The 18,232-nt window shown below is 69.9% G+C and carries 16 protein-coding genes; 10 read left to right on the top strand and 6 right to left on the bottom strand.

All coding sequences use genetic code 11. From position 1 onward, the window contains the following. The first annotated feature begins 13 nt into the window (after positions 1-13). Positions 14-406: a DUF3568 family protein gene (locus KF684_01065; GenBank protein MBX3351496.1), complete on the top strand. Its 393-nt coding sequence runs from the start codon at positions 14-16 to the stop codon at positions 404-406. Positions 407-418: 12 nt separating this feature from the next. On the opposite strand, the gene KF684_01060 is transcribed toward KF684_01065, so the two are convergent. Then, entirely contained in the window at positions 419-1,480 is a 1,062-nt protein-coding gene (locus KF684_01060) for a tetratricopeptide repeat protein (GenBank protein MBX3351495.1), read from the bottom strand. Between the two features lie 80 nt (positions 1,481-1,560). Next, the gene (gene ppdK, locus KF684_01055; GenBank protein ID MBX3351494.1) at positions 1,561-4,245 is read right to left on the bottom strand and encodes a pyruvate, phosphate dikinase; all 2,685 of its coding nucleotides are present in this window, start codon (positions 4,243-4,245) and stop codon (positions 1,561-1,563) included. Between the two features lie 52 nt (positions 4,246-4,297). On the opposite strand from ppdK, the gene KF684_01050 reads away from it, so the two are divergent. From KF684_01050 to KF684_01040, 3 genes are all read left to right on the top strand, one after another. Continuing rightward, positions 4,298-5,701, top strand: coding sequence for an anthranilate synthase component I family protein (locus KF684_01050; protein ID MBX3351493.1), 1,404 nt, complete (start codon positions 4,298-4,300; stop codon positions 5,699-5,701). Beyond that, positions 5,698-6,216, top strand: coding sequence for an NUDIX domain-containing protein (locus KF684_01045; GenBank protein MBX3351492.1), 519 nt, complete (start codon positions 5,698-5,700; stop codon positions 6,214-6,216). Before KF684_01050 ends, KF684_01045 begins: the two co-directional genes overlap by 4 nt. Positions 6,217-6,313: 97 nt before the next feature. Then, positions 6,314-7,333: a DUF481 domain-containing protein gene (locus KF684_01040; protein MBX3351491.1), complete on the top strand. Its 1,020-nt coding sequence runs from the start codon at positions 6,314-6,316 to the stop codon at positions 7,331-7,333. Between the two features lie 4 nt (positions 7,334-7,337). Here KF684_01040 and KF684_01035 read toward each other — a convergent pair whose 3' ends face one another. The 4 genes from KF684_01035 to KF684_01020 all read right to left on the bottom strand — a co-directional run bounded on the left by KF684_01035 (position 7,338) and on the right by KF684_01020 (position 11,590). After that, positions 7,338-8,672, bottom strand: coding sequence for a SpoIID/LytB domain-containing protein (locus KF684_01035; GenBank protein ID MBX3351490.1), 1,335 nt, complete (start codon positions 8,670-8,672; stop codon positions 7,338-7,340). An 85-nt stretch (positions 8,673-8,757) separates the two neighbouring features. Further along, positions 8,758-9,693: a tetratricopeptide repeat protein gene (locus KF684_01030; GenBank protein ID MBX3351489.1), complete on the bottom strand. Its 936-nt coding sequence runs from the start codon at positions 9,691-9,693 to the stop codon at positions 8,758-8,760. Positions 9,694-9,794: 101 nt separating this feature from the next. Beyond that, positions 9,795-11,177 carry an MATE family efflux transporter gene (locus KF684_01025; protein ID MBX3351488.1) on the bottom strand — a complete coding sequence of 461 codons (1,383 nt, stop codon included), beginning with the start codon at positions 11,175-11,177 and terminating at the stop codon, positions 9,795-9,797. A 131-nt stretch (positions 11,178-11,308) separates the two neighbouring features. Further along, on the bottom strand, positions 11,309-11,590 hold the full coding sequence (locus KF684_01020) for a hypothetical protein (GenBank protein MBX3351487.1): 282 nt from the start codon (positions 11,588-11,590) through the stop codon (positions 11,309-11,311). Between the two features lie 215 nt (positions 11,591-11,805). On the opposite strand from KF684_01020, the gene scpB reads away from it, so the two are divergent. The 6 genes from scpB (at position 11,806) to KF684_00990 (ending at position 18,225) form a co-directional block, all read left to right on the top strand. Further along, positions 11,806-12,615, top strand: a complete 810-nt coding sequence (scpB, locus tag KF684_01015; GenBank protein ID MBX3351486.1) for an SMC-Scp complex subunit ScpB — start codon at positions 11,806-11,808, stop codon at positions 12,613-12,615. Further along, positions 12,612-13,088, top strand: coding sequence for a hypothetical protein (locus tag KF684_01010; GenBank protein MBX3351485.1), 477 nt, complete (start codon positions 12,612-12,614; stop codon positions 13,086-13,088). The genes scpB and KF684_01010 overlap by 4 nt, the downstream gene beginning before the upstream one ends. 54 nt (positions 13,089-13,142) lie before the next feature. Continuing rightward, positions 13,143-14,234 carry a DUF58 domain-containing protein gene (locus tag KF684_01005; protein ID MBX3351484.1) on the top strand — a complete coding sequence of 364 codons (1,092 nt, stop codon included), beginning with the start codon at positions 13,143-13,145 and terminating at the stop codon, positions 14,232-14,234. Next, positions 14,231-16,477, top strand: a complete 2,247-nt coding sequence (locus tag KF684_01000) for a DUF3488 domain-containing protein (GenBank protein MBX3351483.1) — start codon at positions 14,231-14,233, stop codon at positions 16,475-16,477. The genes KF684_01005 and KF684_01000 overlap by 4 nt, the downstream gene beginning before the upstream one ends. Further along, complete coding sequence (locus KF684_00995) at positions 16,474-17,166, top strand: class I SAM-dependent methyltransferase (GenBank protein ID MBX3351482.1); 693 nt, start codon at positions 16,474-16,476, stop codon at positions 17,164-17,166. Before KF684_01000 ends, KF684_00995 begins: the two co-directional genes overlap by 4 nt. A gap of 141 nt (positions 17,167-17,307) precedes the next feature. Further along, positions 17,308-18,225, top strand: a complete 918-nt coding sequence (locus tag KF684_00990) for a flagellar brake protein (protein ID MBX3351481.1) — start codon at positions 17,308-17,310, stop codon at positions 18,223-18,225. Positions 18,226-18,232: the final 7 nt, after the last annotated feature.

Raw genomic sequence — 18,232 nt, 5'->3', positions numbered from 1 at the left:
TCAGGAGACCCCCATGCCCAGCACGCGTCGCGTCAGCGCTCTTGTCCTCGGATCCCTGCTCGTGGTTGTCGGCGTCGGGCTCGGCGCGTGCTCCGGCTCCACCAAGTCGGGGACCTCCTACACGCTTACACCGCTGCGCACGCTCGAGGCGTACCTGCCCGGGTCGATCGCGACGGTTCACGACGCGTCGGTCGCGGCCCTGCGCGACGACCTGAAGTACGACATCCAGGAGCAGAAGCGCGACGCGCTCGCCGGCGAGGTCAGGGCCCGCAACGCGCGCGGCACCTCGATCCGCATCCTGACGGCGCGCGACAGCGACGCTGTGACCAAGGTGACCGTCCACTCCGGCGGCGACGAGAACCTGGGTCGCATCATTCTCGAGACGGTCGAGAAGCGCCTGAAGTAACCGGCGATCGGGCTACTTCTTCTGAAGGTCCCGCAGCGAGCGCCTCGCCTGCTTCGTCAGGTCGTCGCTCGGGAAACGCTCGATGAACGCCTCGTACTGCGCGATCGCTTCCTGCCGGCGCCCCTGCTTCGCGAGGCAGTCCGCGAGCGTCAGCCGGGAGTTCTTCGCATCGGGGTTCTTCGCGATCGCGCGCTCCAGCAGCGGGATGGCGTCGACGCACGCGCCGGATTCGGCGAGCGCGCGTCCGTAGAGATAGAGCGTGGTCGTGTCGGGGTCGCTCGCGCGCAGGTCGTACGCCTCGCGCAGGTGGGGGAGGGCCGCCTTCGCGTCCTTCTTCTCGAGCAGGAGCCCGTACCCGAGCGAGATGAGCACGGACGCGCGCGAGGCGTCGTCGCCGCTCGCCTGCACGGCGTCGCGGTAGTGACGCTCGGCGTCGGCCCACTTCTTGTCGCTCATCGCGATCGCGCCCAGCAGCCGGTGGCCCTGCGCCTCGCCGCCGGGGATCTTCAGGAGCGCCTCCGCCTGATCGCGCGCCTTGCGCGTGCTGCCGCCCGCGATGCCGGGCGCGTTGCGATAGAACTCGGCGAGCGCGATCCGCGCCGTGATGTAGTCGGGGGCGAGCTCGACGGCCCGTTCGAGCGCGCTCTTGCCCTGCCCGGCCAGGCGCCCCTTCGCGAGCATGCTGGCGTCGTTGATCGTCGAGAAAATCGAGGTCGCGTGCCAGTAATGCGCATCGGCGATGGTCGCGTCGAGCCCGATCGATTTCTCGATGAGCGACTTGGCTTCGGCGGGTTTGTTCTCGGTGATTCTCAGCACCCCCAGCGCGAGAGGCCACCGCGGGTTGCGCGGCTCCGCCTGCGCCGCCGCTGAGAGGGCGGTTCCGGCAGCGTCGCGCTGGTCCTCATCGAGGGTTGGGCCCGTGCGTGCGAGCAGCGCGTCGGCGAAGGGCTGCGCGAGCGCGACGCTGTCGCTCGTCAGCCACGACGACGCGAGGGCCGTCGAGCCGGCGGGCGTCATCGCGGGGATGGTCATCAGCGAGCCGGCGAGCAGGGCGGCGGCGAAGGGGCGGGCCATGTCATCTTCCTCGGTGAGCGGGTCGGGCGCAGACTGCACCCCATTGTTGGGGCGAAACCGGGCGGGGTTTCAGAGTCCGCTCACCGGAGGCGCAGGGTGGCCTGCGCGGCGGCCAGCCGGGCGATCGGCACGCGGAAGGGGGAGCACGAGACGTAGTCCAGCCCGGCTTCGTGGCAGAAGCGGATGGAGGCGGGATCTCCCCCGTGCTCGCCGCAGATCCCGACCTTGAGCCCGGGACGGGCGGCGCGTCCCTCGTCCGTCGCGAGGCGCACGAGCCGGCCGACGCCCTCGGGGTCGAGGGTCTGGAAGGGGTCGCTGGGGAGAATCTCGCTCGAGAGGTAGTGGGGGAGGAAGGAGTTGATGTCGTCGCGTGAGAACGCGAACGCTGTCTGGGTGAGGTCGTTGGTGCCGAAGGAGAAGAAGTCGGCGTGGGCGGCGATCGAGGGCGCGGTCAGCGCGGCGCGAGGGGCCTCGATCATCGTGCCGATGGGAATGGGGAGCTTGCGCGTGAAGCCCTTCGCGGCGCGGACCTGCTCGATGGTCTTCTCGACGAGCGCTCGCAGGACGCGCATCTCGGAGTCGATCACGGTGAGGGGGATCATGATCTCGGGCCTTGGGCGCAGCCCGGCGATCGCGCACTCGATGGCGGCCTCGACGATCGCGGTGGTCTGCATGACCGCGATCTCGGGGTAGCTGATGGCGAGACGCACTCCGCGATGCCCGAGCATCGGGTTGGCTTCGTGCAGCTGCGAGACGCGCTGGCGCACGCGATCGAGCGGGACCCCGAGCCGTTTGGCGATCTCTTTCTGGGCCGCCTCCTCGCGAGGGAGGAACTCGTGGAGGGGCGGGTCGAGGAGGCGGACGGTGACCGGGAGGGTGTCCATTGCGGTGAAGATCCCGACGAAGTCCTCGCGCTGGTAGGGCAGGAGCTTCGCCAGCGCGCTCTCGCGCTGCTCGCGCGTTTCGGCGAGGATCATCTCGCGCATCGCCGAGATGCGCTGCGCGTCGAAGAACATGTGCTCGGTGCGGCAGAGCCCGATGCCCTCTGCGCCGAACTCCCGGGCACGCTTCGCGTCGCCGGGGGTGTCGGCGTTGGTGCGCACGCCGAGCGTCCGCTTCGCGTCGGCCCACTTCATCAGGGTCGCGAACTCGCCGGAGAGTTTGGGCTCGGAGGTCGCGACGGCGCCCGCCATGACCTCGCCGGTCGCGCCGTCGATCGAGATGACGTCGGCGCGCGTGAACGACCGTTTACCGACGGTGAACTTCCCGGCGTGCTCGTCGATGTGGATCTCGCTCGCGCCGGCGACGCAGCACTTCCCCCACCCGCGAGCGACGACCGCCGCGTGGCTGGTCATGCCACCGGTGCTCGTGAGAATGCCGGCGGAAGAGTGCATCCCGTCGATGTCCTCGGGGCTGGTGTCCTTGCGAACCAGGATGACTCGCTCGCCCTTCGCGGCGCGCTCCACGGCTTCCTCGGTCGTGAACGCCGGCTTGCCGACGGCGGCGCCGGGCGAGGCCGGCAACCCGCGGCACAGCACGTCTGCTTTCTTCTTCGCGTCGACCGAGAACGAAGGCAGGAGAAGCTGGGTCAGGTCGCCCGCGGGGACGCGCATGATCGCCTCGTCGCGAGTGATGAGCCGTTCGTTGACCATCTCGACGGCGATGCGCACCGCCGCGTGCCCGGTTCGCTTGCCGGTGCGCGTCTGGAGCATGTAGAGCGTGCCGCGCTCGACGGTGAACTCGAGGTCCTGCACGTCGCGGTAATGCTTCTCGAGCGTCTTCTTGATCTTCAGGAGCTGCGCGTGGACGCCCTTGTTCCACGCCGGCATCTCGCTCACCGGGCGCGGCGTGCGGATCCCGGCGACGACGTCCTCGCCCTGGGCGTTGACGAGAAACTCGCCGTAGAACTCGTTCTCGCCGGTGGACGGGTTGCGCGTGAAGGCGACGCCTGTGCCCGAGTCGTCGCCCATGTTGCCGAACACCATCGCCTGCACATTCACCGCGGTGCCGAGCAGGCCCTTGATCTCGTTGATCTGGCGATAGCGCACGGCGCGGGGCGTGTCCCAGCTTCGAAAGACCGCCTCGATCGCGAGATGGAGCTGGGCGTAGGGGTCCTGGGGGAAGTGCTCGCCGGTGTGCTCGCGATAGAGCCGCTTGTACTCGGCGCACAGGTCGCGCAGAGCGTCGGGCGGGATCTCGGCGTCGGTCGCGACGCCGAGTCGCTGCTTGATCTCGGTGAGGGCGCGGTCGAACGCCTGATGCTCGACGCCCATCACGACATCGCCGAACATGCTGATCAGTCGCCGGTAGGCGTCGAGGGCGAATCGTTCGTTCTTGGTCGCGCGGGCGAGACCCAGCATCGATTCGTCGGTCAGCCCCAGGTTCAGGACGGTGTCCATCATCCCCGGCATCGAGGCGGCGGCGCCCGACCGGACGGAGACGAGTAGGGGGTTGTCGACGCCGCCAAAGGACTTCTTCGTCGCGTGCTCGAGCTTGCCGATGTGCTCGCGAATCTCGGCGTCGAGACCCTTGGGGAGGCGGCGCCCGGCCGCGATGAAGTCGGCGCAGACCTTCGTGGTAATGGTGAAGCCCGGGGGCACCGGGAGCCCCATGGAGGTCATGTCGGCGAGGTTGGCGCCCTTCCCCCCCAGGAGCTGGCGCATCGACGCGTCGCCGTCGGCCTTGCCGTTGGCGAAGGCGTAGATCGCGCGGTGCGTCTGGGCGATGGTCTTGGTGGCCCTGCTCGCTGGGCGTGGTGCTGGCATGGGCGTCGTGTCTCCGAGGGCGTTGGGTTCGTCGCCACCATACCATCGGCACGTGACGACCGTGACACCCAGCCACCGAGCCGGCGTCGTGCGCCCCGTGCGTCATCTCGGAACGCCGGAGGGGGTCGTGGCGCGCTGGCCCGGGAATGTTCCGCTGGCGGCGCTGTTGTCAGGGGGCGAACGCGCGTCGCGATGGTCGAGGTGGAGCGTGCTCGCCCCTCTGACCGGGCCGGTGCTCGACCTTGCGGAACACGCGGACATCCCTCGCGCTCTGCGCTCGTTGTCGGCTCAGGGAGCGCATAGCGCCGGCCGAGATCCCGATGCGCCGGCCTTCGTCGGGGGCTGGGTCGGCTGGATCGGCTATGACGCCGGGGTGGCGTTCGAGCCCACGGCCCGATGGGCGCACAAGACGCCGGCGCCCGGCTCGGGGCGCGGCTGGCTGGCCCGGTGCGACGGCGCGTATGTCTACGACCGGCTGACCGATCGGTGGTTCGGTTGCGGCGTCGATGACGGCGCGGTCGACGCGCTGCCGCGTATCGGGGAGCATGCCGATAGGGACCTTGGGTTCGTCGTCGACGGGCTGGCGAGCGTGCAGGGGCAAGCCGCGTACGAGCGCGCCGTCGCCAGGGCTGTCGAGTATGTCCACGCCGGCGACATCTTCCAGGCGAACATCGCGCACCAGATGCGCTGCGGGTTCGAGGGGTCGTCGCGAGGAGCGTTCCTGAGGATGCACGGCGTCGCGCAGCCCTGGTTCGGGGCGCTCCTTGAAGACTGGCGATCCCGGACGCGACGGACGATCGCGTCGATCAGCCCGGAACTGTTTCTCGAGACGGACTTCGCGACCGGCGACATCGTGACCCGGCCGATCAAGGGCACGCGCGACGCCGGTGAAGCGTCGTCGGCCGAATCCCTCGCGATGAGCGGGAAGGACTCGGCGGAGCTGGCGATGATCGTCGACCTGATGCGCAACGACCTTTCGCGCGTGTGCGAGGTCGGCAGCGTTCGCGTCGAACGCGACCGCGAGATCGAACGCCACGCGTCCGGCGCCGGTTCGACCGGCGTGTACCACGGTGTCGCCACGGTCCGGGGAACGCTGCGCGAGGGGGCGGGCTTCGCCGAGGTGCTCGCCGCCTCGTTCCCGCCCGGCAGCGTCACCGGCGCGCCCAAGATCCGCGCGATGCAGGTCATCGACGAGCTCGAGCCGTTCGCACGGGGTGCGTACTGCGGCGCCATCGGATTCCTGAGTGACTGCGGGCTTCTGCGCCTCAGCGTCGCGATCCGCACGGCCACGATCGAAGGGGTGGCGACCACCGGCGACATCGATCGCGTCCGCGGTGAGCTGACCTTCCCGGTCGGCGCGGGCATCGTCGCCGAGTCCGACCCGGCGGAAGAATGGCGAGAGACGCTCGCGAAGGCGGCGTCGGTCGTCGCGGCGCTCGGAGGGACCAACCCGTGAGCGCGTATCGCCAGGTGCGGGCGGGCGCCGGCGCGTCGATCCGCGCCGACATCGTGGAGGTCCACATCTTCCGTGTGCTCGAGGGCGCCGGCGTCGAGTTCCTCCAGCTCAGGCGCACTCGCGAGCCGATGCGTGGGACCTGGCACCCTGTCCTCGGCCATTGCGAGGCCGGCGAGCGCAGCGCCGCGTGCGCGATCCGTGAACTGCGCGAGGAGGTCGGTCTCGATGTCCGATCGGCGGCGTGCGAGGGGCTGTACGCGCTCGAGCAGGTGCACCCGTTCTATGTGGCCCCCATTGACGCCGTGGTGTGCGGCCCCCGCTTCGCGGCGAGGGTGACGGTCGAGTTCGGGCCCCGTCTCAACGACGAGCACGACGCGTCGAGATGGATCAGCGCGGGCGATGCGGACCATGCGTGCATGTGGCCCGGTCAGCGCCTGGCGTGCGCCGAGATCGTGCGCGAGCTTGTCGATCCTCGCTCGCTCTCGCGAGAGGCGCTGCGGGTCGCGCTCTCCTGAACCGGGGTGGTTTGCACCGGGGAGCCGATCGACTACTTTTCTCCAGAGGCGGCCGCGTGACGCCGCGACAGACGACCAGCGACGCAAGGAGGCGACCATGGTTCGGTGGATCTCGGCGACGACCGTGTGGCTCGCCTGCCTGTCCGGCTGGGCGACGGCGTGGGCAGCCCAGCCGGCGCCCGGGCAGCAGTCGGCGATCATCACGCTCGACACAGGTGAAACGATCCGCGGCCAGATCGTGAGCCGCGGCGACGGGGCGATCGGGCTCTCGCACCCGGTGCTCGGACGCGTCAGTGTGCCTCTGGGGAGGATCACCCAGACGACGATCGTGACCGAGGGCGGCGCGTCGGACCCTCAGACCACGGCGCTCCCGGCGACGCCACCCGCGCAGCCCGTGCAGGACCCGGTTCTCCGCGACTCGCCGGTGCCGGACGCGACCTCGGCCGGTCCCGAGGCGGCGGCGCCGAAATGGACCGGCTCGTTCGAGTTCGGGCTCACGGGTTCGGAGGGAAACACCCAGCAGTCGCTTGTTCGCAGCTCGGCGAGTCTGCTGCGTGAATCGGAGCGTACCCGCCTGAACTTCGATGGCTCGTACCGCTTCCGCCGCACCGAGGGCGCCGACGCGGAAAACCGGCTCGCGCTGCGCTCACGACACGAATGGAAGCGCGAAGCAACCTCGCTGCGCCCGTTCGTGGAGGGGGGCTATGAGTACGACGAGTTTCGCGCGTTCGACTGGAGGGGGCGCGTCGCGGGCGGGTTCGGAGTCCCGATCTTCGATTCGGAGCGAACCCGGCTGACGGGCCGGCTTGGCGGGGGCGTGACTAAGGACTTCGGCGGTCCCGACCCGCGTTCGTACCCGGAGGGGCTCGCGTCGGTGGAGCTCACCCACAGAGTCAACACCCGCTTGTCGCTAGCGGCGGGCGCTCTCTACCTGCCCGACCTGCGCGCGTTCGAGGAGTACCGGCTTGAGAGCCGCGCACGCATCGAAGTAGCGCTCAACCAGCAGAAGTCGCTCCTGCTCGCGATCGGCGTGGAGGACCGCTTCGAGTCCGATCCCGGCCCGGACATCGCCAACAACGACTTCGATTACTTCGTGACGCTCGTGTATCGCTTCTAGACGATCAGTAGGCGTTCGCCAGCGTGGCGCCGGGGTAGAAGCGCCGGAGGATCTGGTCGGCGGACTCGCCACGCAGCGCAAAGCCCTGCGCGCCGAACTGGCACATGCCGACGCCGTGGCCGAACCCGCGACCGATGAACTCGGCGCCCGTCGGCGTGAACTTCGCCTCGAAGTCGGCGCTGTGGACGCGCACGTCGCGGGTGATCGCCGGGAGGCCCGGGGCTGCGGCGTTGAGCGCTCGGCGCATGTCCTCCGCGGTCATGGACCACCACTTGCCCTGCTCGTCCGTCACGCGGAAGCGGGTGGGGCGGTCGACGGCGTTGCTGCGTTCGGGGGTGATTGATTTTATCGAGGTGATCGAACGGACCGCCATGCCCTGGGCGGCGCCGTAGGCGCCGACGCGCTTGACCACGTCGTCCTTGGTTCGCTTGACGGTCCATCGGTGCAGAGGGGACGCGTCGCAGGCGCAGACACGCTCGGAGGCCTGGATCGGCGCGACGAGGTTGAACTCGAAGCCGGGGCCGGTCGGCCAGATGTCGCGCGCCGAGTTCGCGCGCCCGCCGCAGGTCGAGGAGTAGTACGCGCGCAGCAGTCGCCCGTTGAAGTGCAGCACACGCCCCGCGGTGTTCTGGGCGGCGCGCAGTGCTGTGGGGTTGATCGCGACGCCTGCGTACACCTGGTCGGAGTCGGTGCTCTCGATGTCCCACTCGCGCTTGGCGACGATCTGGCGCTGGCGTTCGTGCATCGCGTACGAGCGTGCGGCGATGGCCTGTGCCTCGAAGGCGGCGGGCGACCAGTTCGGGTAGAGCTCTTTCGCGATGACGCCCGCGATGTACACCTCCATCGGGACGCGCTCGACCACATCGAAGACTCCGGGCGACCGGTCCGCGCGAGGGAAGAGGGTGAACTCGCCCTCGTGGAGGCCGTTGGCGAATCGGATGGGCTGCGAACCTGTCGGGCGGACGGAGAGCGTGCCGGCGCCCAGTCTTCGCTCGGTGTTGTTGTGGCGCGCGGTCCAGCCGAGCTCGCCGTGAGACACGGTGACGGATTCCCCGGCGCGCGTGCGCAAGGACGCGCCGGTTGGGCCGAGCACGAGCAGTTCGATGACACCGTCGGAGGAGAACTCGGCGCTCTCGCGCGAGTTGCCGAGCCGGACGCGCATGACCGGCGCGCCCTCGCTCACCGAGGGCCCGGTCGTCGGCTGCGGGCGCGTGGGGGAGAGCGAGTTGCACGACGCGGCGCTGAGGGCGAGCGCGGCGGCGAGGACGGTGAGGGACGCGAGAGAGGCGGCGTGGAGGGCCGCGCGTCGCGTCCGTGCTCGGCGGGCGGTGGGTGTCATGATGGAGGGATGATGACAAAGCGAAGCGGCCGCGTCCAGTCGAGCTGGGCGCGGCCGCGTGGATCATTGATGGGGCGTGTCGGTTTTAGAAGTCGAGTTCGCGGAGCTTGAGCCCGTGCTCGGAGAGCTTCTGGCGGGCCTCGGTGAGCGAGGTGGCGCCGAAGTTCTTGACGCCCATGAGTTCGGCCTCGGTGCGAGCGGCGAGGTCGCCGAGGGTCTGGACCCCCAGAAGCTGGAGGGCCTTGCGGACGCGCACCGAGAAGTCGATCTCGGAGACGGGCTTGCTGAGTGCGCCCTCGCCGCCGCCCTGCAGGGACTGGAAGAGCTCGCGCCGGGACTGGCGGCGGCGCTCGTCGACGCGCTGGCCGAGGCGCAGGCCTCGGGAGGCGAGCATCTGCTTGATCTCGACGAGGGTGTTGTCGCCCAGGTTGCGATAGCCGAGCAGCTCGGCCTCGGTGACGCGGAGCAGGTCGCCCAGCGTGCGGATGTTCATCTTCTTGAGGCAGTTGCGCGCCCGGACGGTGAGGTCGAAGTCGGTGACGGGGGTGTCGAAGAGCGCGTTGCGCTTGGTGACATCGCGGTCGCCGTCGTCGTCGATGACCATCTCGCGAGACGCGTGGACATCCTTCATGAAGAGGCGCGCGCGTGCGTGGTTGGGGTTGGTGTCGAGCACCTGCTTGAGGCACTTCTCGGCGCGGGCGAACTCGGCGCGGTCCTCGTAGAGCACCGCGAGGTTCATCAGGGTGTTGATGCGAGGGGGGCCGATCTCGAGGGAGCGCTCGTAGAGCGCGACCGCCTCGTCTTCCTCGCCCATCAGATCGAGCTGGTAGGCGAGCCGGAACATCGAGTCGGGGTCGTGCGGGTCGGCGGAGAGCGCCTTGCGGAACTCGGCGATGGCGCGCGCGCGATCACCCGCCAGGTCGGCCTCGATGCCGGCCTTGCGATGACGGGCGGCGGTATCCGGATCGCGCGCGACGGACTCGTCGACGCCGATCACCATGTCCAAAGGGTTCTGGCTCATGAACAGCCGGTGCTCCGCAGAGGGGAAGATGTGTCAGGTCGGGGGGCCGGGCCCGCCCGGGGAGTGCAATGGTAAGGATAGGACGGCCCGGGCCCGCCGTCTCAGGCCGGGTCGGGGGGTGGATCGTTGGTGCGCAGGACGTCGAAATCGCGCCACGCGCCCTTGCGGAAGCGGTAGAGCAGCCCGATGCCGCTGACGGAGAGGTAGGCCGCCGCCGCCAGCCAGGGACCGACGCTGCGCCACTGGGGGAAGAGCTCGCCGACGAGCCACCCGGCCCCGATGAGCAGCACCCAGGCGCATGCGACCACGAAGACGCCGGGCCAGCGTGTGTCGCCCACGCCGCGTAGGGCGCCGCTGATGACGATGCCCATCGCGTCGAAGACCTGGATGAAGGCGGCGAGCACGATGACCCGGGTCGCGATGGTCAGCACCTCCTCGAGGGCGACCGGGTCGGTCCCGGCCGAGTCCGGGAGGAAGAACCGCGCCATCGGCTCTCGGAACAGGATCATGAGCACCCCGAGGGCGCCCATGTAGAGCATCCCGAGGTAGAGCCCGAGCATGCCGCGCGCGAGGGCGAGATCCGGGCGCCGGGCGCCTGCCTGGGCGCCCACGACGGCGCTGACGCCCTGCGACAGACCGATGACCGGGAGGAAACCGAGCTTCATCCACTGGAGCGCGATGTAGCCGGCGGCGGTGTCGGCCGGGCCGAACCGACCGACCACCCACGCCATGAAGAGCCCCCAGCACGCGACCTCGGTGCCCCAGTGGAGGGCCGTGGGCCAGCCGAGGCGCAGCACGTCGCGGATCGCCTGGACATCGGGCCTCCAGGAATCCCTTGTTCGGAAGGGCGTGTCGAACGAGCGACCGAGAAAGGCGCCCATCATGATGACGAGCTCGACGATGTGTCCGAGCGCAGTCCCGACGGCGGCGCCTGCGACTCCCCACTCCGGGAGGCCGAAAGCCCCGAAGATGAGCGCGTAGCTGGCGACGATGTTGACGATGTTGCCGACGATGGTCGCGAGCATGACCATCCGTGCGCGATGCACGCCGTAGAAAAACTGGCTAATGCCTCGCGCCGCGACGCCCGGGAAGAAGGCGAGTGTGAGGAGTATGACGGCGTACTGGGTTTCGAGCCGGAGCAGCCCCGGGGCGAGCTCGGCGTGCCCGAGGGCTCGGAACGCGGGCTCGACGAGCAGCGCCATCGGCAGAACCGCGATCGAGCAGGCGAGCGAGAGCCAGACGGCGGTCCAGCCGTAGCGACCGCACTGGCGATGGCGCTTGGCCCCGAAGTTCTGCGACGCGAAGGTGTTGACGACGCTGAGCAGGCCCAGGAAGAAGGCCATGATCGAGTAAGCGATCATCGACCCGTTGCCCTGAGCCGCGACGGCGGTGGGTCCGAGCTCGGCGACGAGTCGCGCGTCGACGAAGTGCATCAGCGCGGGCGACAGCATCGTCACGATCGCCGGGCCGGCGACGACGAACATCTCGCGCAGGGGGGAACGCGATCCAGCGTCTGGATGGTGTGCGGTCGGTGCGCCCAAGGCCGGTCCCTGTCGTGAGGAAGCGGGCGATGGTACGCCTCGGGAGGTCCGTCGAGATCAGCCGCGATGCGGCGTCAGGCGACGGCGTGAGAGGGCGTAGGCGTCTGCTCGACCGGCGCAGGGTCCAGGAGCGCCTTTCTGGCGCGACGCAGCTCGTCGCGGACCTCGCGGGCCAGCTCGCGCATCGTGCGGCGGGAGTCGTCGCTGACGCTGAGGTGGTTGGACGCGAGCTCGATCTCGTCCGCCATTCGAGAAACGACCGTGGCGCGGACGCTCATCGCCTGCGACTTCGCGAGATCGTTCCGGAGCTGGTTCATCAGGACGCTTGCGTACTGTTCGTCGTTCAGACGTGCCATAAGCGGCGTGATCCCTTCGATTGTCCGCGAGGGGTCGATCGTCCGGGATTCCATCCCGACGGTGCTGGCCGTTCGCGGGTGCGCTCTCGCGCCGTGCGCATCAGTGGGTACGCAGCCGGCGTGTGAGGCGTTCCATCGTCTCTCCGATCGGGCGACTCCACTTCCTCCTCGGGGGTCGCGCGATCGGCTCTCCTCTCCTGTGTACTATGCAAGCGGTGAACACCGTGGCAAACACGCACGAAGAAAAGTCCGTCCCGCACGACCCTCACACCCCGCCCGAATCGCAGGATTCGTCCTCTTTGCCAGCCCAGACCGAGAACGACGAGAATCTGGAGGAAATTGACCCCCTGACCGATTTCTCGACCCTCGCTCCGGCGGTCGAGGCGGTCCTCCTCACGCTCGACAAGGCCGTCTCGCCCGGGAAGCTCGCCGAGGCCCTGGGCGTGGGCGTGGAGCGGGGCGGGTCCAAGGCCATCCAGAAGGCCATCGACTCGCTCAACGAGCAGTACGAGGCGACAGGGCGGTCCTTCAGGATCGAACGGGTCGCCGGTGGCGTGCGCGTCATGACGCTCCCGGCCTTCGCCGACGCGATCGCGAAGTTCCACCAGGCGCGCGCCAGCCAGAAGCTCAGCCGCGCCGCGCTCGAGACGCTCGCCGTCGTCGCGTACAAGCAGCCCATCACCCGCGCCTCGCTCGAAGCCATCCGCGGCGTGGCCTGCGGCGAGGTGCTGCGAACCCTCGTCGAGCGGAACATGGTCACAATCGTCGGCCGCGCCGAGGAACTCGGTCGCCCGATGCTGTACGGCACGACAAAGCACTTCCTCGAGCTCTTCGGCCTCGCAAGCGTGAAGGACCTGCCCAGCGTCGAGGAGGGCGCCTTCGCGTCGCTCCTCGAGGCCAAGCCCCTCGACCACGCGACCGGCGAGACCAGTGAAACCGACCACGATGTCCGTGCGGATGAGGACCCCGTGACGACCGCGATGGAGACGGTCGGCGCGATCGAAGACGAGGAACCGGCCAGGTGAGCATCACGACAGCGAAGCGTTCGTTCTGGGGCCGCGTCGGGGCGACGGCGGGCGTTCTCGCGCTCTCCACCCTCGCCGCCTGCTCGAGCTACACACTCTCCGGGCGCGTCGTGCCGGGGGACGTCGGGTACGCGACGTTCCTGGATGCGAACGACCCGCAGTTCTCCGGCGCGAGCGGCATCGGGGGCGTCACGGTGCGCGTGTGGACCGATCCCCAGAAGCTCAACCGCAAGATGGTCGCGTCCGGCGTGTCCAACCCCGACGGGACCTTCTCGCTCGAGATCGACGAGTTCGGCGCCGGGTTCCTCGACTACGACATCTCGGTCGAAGCGACCCGGCCCGGGTACGCGCCGGTCGAGGATTACTTCAAGCTGCCGGGCAAGGGCCGGCGCGTCCTCATCATGATGACGCCCGGGCGCGACACCCGCCCGGTGCGCAGCTCGCCCATGGACGACTACAACCGGTATCGCTGACCCGCCAGAGCCGCGCCGAATCCTGCGGCGCGTCGGTGTCGTACAGTGTGACCGATGAGGATCGCCCGGAAGTACCACTTCACGATGTCCTTCGTCCTGTTCGCGGGCGTCACCGTGCTGCTGGGCATCGGCGCGATCAACAGCCAGAACAACCTGCTCTTCTTCGGGTTCGGCGTGGCGCTGGCGGCGCTGATCGCGTCGGGCTTCGTCAGCGGCTCGGCGCTGATGCGCGTCCGACTCCGGCGATCGTCGGTGGGGGAGGCCTACGTCGGCTCGCCGCTCCGCATCGTGTACGAGGTCGAGCATCTTGGGAAGGGCATCCCGGCGTTCGCGCTGCAGATCGAAGAGCTGCGCCGCGGCGGCGTCGGCGCAGGGGCGAACCCGACGTGGCCCGCCGGCATGCCGCAGCCCAGGGCGTTCCTCGCGTTCGTGGGGCGTCGGCGCACGGCGCACGCCGAAGCGATCGTGGTTCCCTCGAAGCGCGGCCGCTGGTCGCTGGGCCCTGCGCGGATCACGACGAGCTTCCCGTTCGGGGCGGTGAAGAAGAGCGTGTCGTTCATGCCGGCGCCGGCGAGAGAGGGCTGGCGCGAGGTGATCGTGCGCCCCGCGCTGGTCGAGATGCCCGACGCGCTGCGCCGCCGGCTGGCGCGACGCTCGCTCGAGCTCGAGAACGCGGCGCGTCGCGTGGGTGGGGGCGAAGAGTTCTTCGGCATCCGCGAGTACACGCCGGGCGATAGCGTCCGCCGGGTCGCGTGGGCCGCCAGCGCCAGGACGGGCGCGCTCATGGTGCGTGAGCACGCGGCGCCGGACTCGACGCGGGTCATCGTGGCGCTGCGACTCTCGCGCGGGCCTGCAGGGCCGGCGCGCGACGCGCTCGACGAGCGAGCGATCAGTCTGGCGGCGAGCGCGATCGTTCACGCGGCACGAGGGGGCGTGGAGGTCGGCCTCGCGATCCCGGCGCTCGACACGCTGCTCGAGGCGCGCCCGGGCGACGCCTACGCCGCGACGCTGCTCGACACGCTGGCCCTGATCGACCTCGCCTCGGAATCGATGTCGCGCGGCGCGAGCGTCGCTGATCTGGCGACGCGCGACGCGGTGATCGTGATCGACGCCGACGACGCGTCGCTGCCGGGGGGGGGCGCGTGAAGTTTCATCGCTCGCTCGACAAATGGATCCTCGCCACGACGCTGCTCAGCACCGCGATGTTCTTCCTCGCCAGCGAGGCGACAGCCCTCGGCCTGATCGCGTGCATGCTGATCGTGCTGGGGTTCTCGCTCCACACGGGACGCGAGTCCAGGCCCGCCGACGCCGGCGCGGCCAAGGGCTTCGTGCTGCTGCTCAACGCGCTCACGCTGGGCGTCGTCGGCTGGGCGGTCATCCGCGTCTCAGGAGACCGCGAGCTGCTGGTCGAGTCGGTCGGCGACCTGCTCGCCTGGGGCCTCGTGATCCGCGTCTTCGACCCGCGCCCGACGAACAGGCGAGGGCTCCTGCTGCTCATGAGCGTCTTCGGCGCCGTCGCCTCGATCCTGACGAGCAACATCCTGCTCGTGGGCGTGCTGATGGCGGCGTATATCCCGGTCGCGGGCTGGACGATCCTCCTTCACCAGTTCGCCCGGGGCCACGCCCGGGCGCACGGCGAGCGCGCGACCACGACACACCTCTCCGTGCCGCGCGAAGCGATCGGCCAGCTCCGCGCGCTCTGCCTGCGACTGCTCCCGGTCTGCCTGTTCCTGGCGCTCATCGTGTACTTCATCATGCCTCGCGGCGTGGGCGCCGACATGCTCGGGGAGTGGGACCCGCGCGCCGACGGCGCCACCACGGGGTTCACCGACCGCGTGCTGCTGCAGCGCAGCGGCCAGCTCGCAAGCTCTGAAGAACCGGTCATGGACCTGGTGGTGACGGATTCGGACGGCAGGAACATCGGCGCGTCGGACCGGCCCGTGCTGCTGCGCGGCGCGGTCCTCGACGCCTATGACCCGGCGTCCTTCTCGTGGACGCGAGGCGACGGCGCCGGCCCGCAGGCGCTGACACGCGGATCGGGCGTGGGGCGCAACGAGATATCCCGCTCGCGGGCCGACGCTCCGACCTTTACCTACCGCGTCACGATGCGCAACAAGGACACCGACTACATCTTCGCGCCGATGCGCCCGGTGGGGCTGCTCCTCGACCGCGACACGGACCTGCGGGTCGGGTCGTGGGACCTGGTCATCCGTGCCGAGGGGCGCGGCGGGCGCTTCGCGTACACGATCGAGGCGACGCCCGAGTATGTTCCCCAGCGGTTCCCGGGCGGAGCGCTCGGTCCCATCGTCGTCTCGGAGGCCGTCGCCGAGCTGGCGAGAGAGATCCTCGATCGCGCCGACTTTGAGCGCGACCCGAGCGAGGAGCTCACCGAGTTGGACGGGCAGATCGCGCGCGCGTTCGAGACCCACTTCCGTCGCAACGGGCAGTACGACACCGAGATGACGCCCTCTCCAGTGGGCGTCGATCCGATCGAGCACTTCCTGACAGTACGGATGCGTGGCCACTGCGAGCAGTACGCGTCCGCGATGGCGGCGATGCTGCGCAGTCTTGGCGTATCGGCGCGCGTGGTCACGGGCTACCGCGCGCACGAGTACAACGACCTGGCCGGGCACTACACCGTCCGCCAGCGCGACGCGCACGCGTGGGTCGAGGTCCGGACAGCGCCAGGCGTCTGGATGTCCTACGACCCTTCGCCCTCGCTGGACGGGGCGCTCGGCATCACGCAGCGCACCGGCGTGCTGCACCGCCTGCGCCAGGCGTACGAGGCGCTCGAGTACTACTGGGTCGTGTACATCGTGAGCTTCGATGAGCAGATGAAGCGAAGCGTGCTGGCCCGGCTCGGCATCGTCGACGACGCAGAGCAGCGATCCAGCGGCGGCAGACGCTCGAACCCGTGGGCGCCCTCGGCGCTCGTGCCGCGACTGCTCCGCGCGTTCGGCGCAGGCATGATCGTGTTCGCCGGGACCGCCGCCGTTCTCTTTCTCGCGACGCTCGGGTGGCGCCTTCTCGCCGGGCGACTGCGCCTGCCGGCGTTCTCGTGGGGCGTGCTCCGCGCGCTGCGTGTCGGGGCCGGGCGCCCGGGCCTGGCCGCGATCGAGCGCCGTTACGCCACGGCGCAGGCGGCGCTCGCGCGCGGCGGGCTCGATCGCGCGCCTTGGCAGGGGGCGCTCGATCATTCCGCGTCGCTGCGCCCGATCGACGGCGCGCTCGCCGACGCGATGACCGGGCTCTCGTCGCTGTACTACCGCGCCCGCTTCGGGCGTGCCGAGCCGGGCGAAAGGGAGATCGCCGACGCCGACCGCTACCTCGAGCAGGTCGCGCGCCGCGCACGCGAGCTGCGGCGCGAGCGCGCGAGGCCCCGCAGATGAGCCGGGCCTTTTCTGAACGCGACGACTGGCTCCCCCTCGACGACGAGACGCACGCGCTCCAGCTCCGCGCCCTCGACGAGCTCTGCCGGCGCGAGGGCGTCGAGCGAGGCATCGATCTTGGCTGCGGCGACGGGCGCGTCGCTCGCGCGATGCAGCGGGTGCGCGTGCTCGGGCTTGATATCGACCCCGGCGCGCTCTCGGCCATCTCCGCTGATGACCGGCGCATCGAGACGCGTCTCGCGGATGCGTTGGACGCGTCGACACCACTCGTATTTGGAGATTCCTCGCGCGCCCAGGGCGCGTGGTGTCTGGGGAACACCTTCCTTGAGTTCCACGATGTCGCTCGAGCTGCCGCGATGATGCGCCGGCTGCGCGAGGCGCTCGACCCGCCCGGCTGGCTGGCGATCGACAACTTCGTCGCCGACATCTGGCGCGATGTCGCCGAGGGCAACTGGCAGGAGGGAGTCAGCGACGACGACCAATGGCAGATGGTCTGGGCGCCGGGGGACGAGATCGTCGCGCTGCGCCGGGGCCCGCGCGTCGATCCGGACGACTGGAGCATCCGGGAGCATGATCGCCTGCTCCGGCTGTGGTCGCTCGGGTCCCTGCGCCTGCTGGCGCTGTCAAGCGGGTGGACGGCGCCCGAGCCCGACCCGACCGGCGCACTGCTCCTATTCCGCCCAGTCTGATTCTTCGGACCGGCGCCCTGCGCCGGGCGTGAATACGCAGACTTTCCATGCCGACAGTGCGAGACCGGGACGCCCCACGGCCCTTGTCGGTCGCCTTATGTCCCGGTCAGTGCAGAGTCCTTCAGCCCGAGGAGTCGAGCGTTGCCCGCGACGAGATCTCGCACGGAGCATTGGCGCCGCAGTCTGGAACAGCTCGCCTCGCGTCAGGGAGGGCTGGAGATCAGCGTTCCCAGGCCCGAGAACGGCGCGCTGTCGCCCGAGCCGAACGCGTCGGGGGGCGACCTCATCTGGCGTTGCCGGGTGTTCTCGGTCAACGACGAGGAGATCGTGCTCGAGCACCCGATGGTTCTCGGTCGCCCGGTCGACTTTGCGCCCGGCGTCGGGCTCGTCGCGATCATCGCGATCGGGCAGAACCGCTGGATGTTCCGGACGCGCGTCCTCGGGCTGACCAACGCGCGGGACGCGCGGGGAAACGGTGTCGCCGGCGTGCGCGTCGCTGCGCCGGACGACGTGGAACGGTGCCAGCGCCGGTCGTTCTATCGAGTTTCCACCATGGGCCTGCGCCTGCCGCATGTCGAGGTGCGCGCCTTGCTCGACCCGCGCACCGTCGTGTCGGCCGAGACGGCGAATCAGGCGGAGATCCACGACCTGCTCAGCGGCGCGGTCGCCGGGCGAATCGGCCGCAGCGCGCAGGAGATCCTGCTGCCCGAGGTCGGCCCACCGTTCTTCTCGACGCTGGTGAACATCGGCGGCGGCGGCGTTGGCCTGATGGTCGACCCGCTCGAGACGCGAAGTCTCGAGAGCGGGCCGTACTTCTGGCTGCGCCTGAATCTCACGCCCCAGATCCCGGCGCCCCTCGGCGTCACGGCGCGCCTCGTGCACACGCACATCGACAGCTCGCAGCGAACCTATGCCGGGTACGCGTTCGATTTCCGCTTCAACCCGTCCCACGAGCGTTTCGTCGTCGACCAGCTGTGCCGGTATGTGGCGCAGGTGCAGAGAGACGCGATGCGCGGCGCGGGCGGGCCGGACAACGGGCCGAAGCGACCGCTCGACTGAGTCGCGC

The organism is Phycisphaeraceae bacterium, from assembly GCA_019636675.1.
Lineage (GTDB): Bacteria > Planctomycetota > Phycisphaerae > Phycisphaerales > UBA1924 > JAHBXC01.
The sequence above is the reverse complement of the archived record's forward strand: the minus strand, read 5'-3'. Positions and strand labels throughout refer to the sequence as shown.

Excerpts from the sequence above, each read along its gene's own strand:
- KF684_00995 (MBX3351482.1), top strand. The coding sequence starts at position 16,474 with ATGAGCCGGGCCTTTTCTGAACGCGACGACTGGCTCCCCCTCGACGAC.
- KF684_01025 (MBX3351488.1), bottom strand. The coding sequence starts at position 11,177 with ATGTTCGTCGTCGCCGGCCCGGCGATCGTGACGATGCTGTCGCCCGCG.
- KF684_01020 (MBX3351487.1), bottom strand. The coding sequence starts at position 11,590 with ATGGCACGTCTGAACGACGAACAGTACGCAAGCGTCCTGATGAACCAG.
- KF684_01065 (MBX3351496.1), top strand. The coding sequence starts at position 14 with ATGCCCAGCACGCGTCGCGTCAGCGCTCTTGTCCTCGGATCCCTGCTC.
- ppdK (MBX3351494.1), bottom strand. The coding sequence starts at position 4,245 with ATGCCAGCACCACGCCCAGCGAGCAGGGCCACCAAGACCATCGCCCAG.
- KF684_01035 (MBX3351490.1), bottom strand. The coding sequence starts at position 8,672 with ATGACACCCACCGCCCGCCGAGCACGGACGCGACGCGCGGCCCTCCAC.
- KF684_01040 (MBX3351491.1), top strand. The coding sequence starts at position 6,314 with ATGGTTCGGTGGATCTCGGCGACGACCGTGTGGCTCGCCTGCCTGTCC.
- KF684_01005 (MBX3351484.1), top strand. The coding sequence starts at position 13,143 with ATGAGGATCGCCCGGAAGTACCACTTCACGATGTCCTTCGTCCTGTTC.
- KF684_01060 (MBX3351495.1), bottom strand. The coding sequence starts at position 1,480 with ATGGCCCGCCCCTTCGCCGCCGCCCTGCTCGCCGGCTCGCTGATGACC.
- KF684_01030 (MBX3351489.1), bottom strand. The coding sequence starts at position 9,693 with ATGAGCCAGAACCCTTTGGACATGGTGATCGGCGTCGACGAGTCCGTC.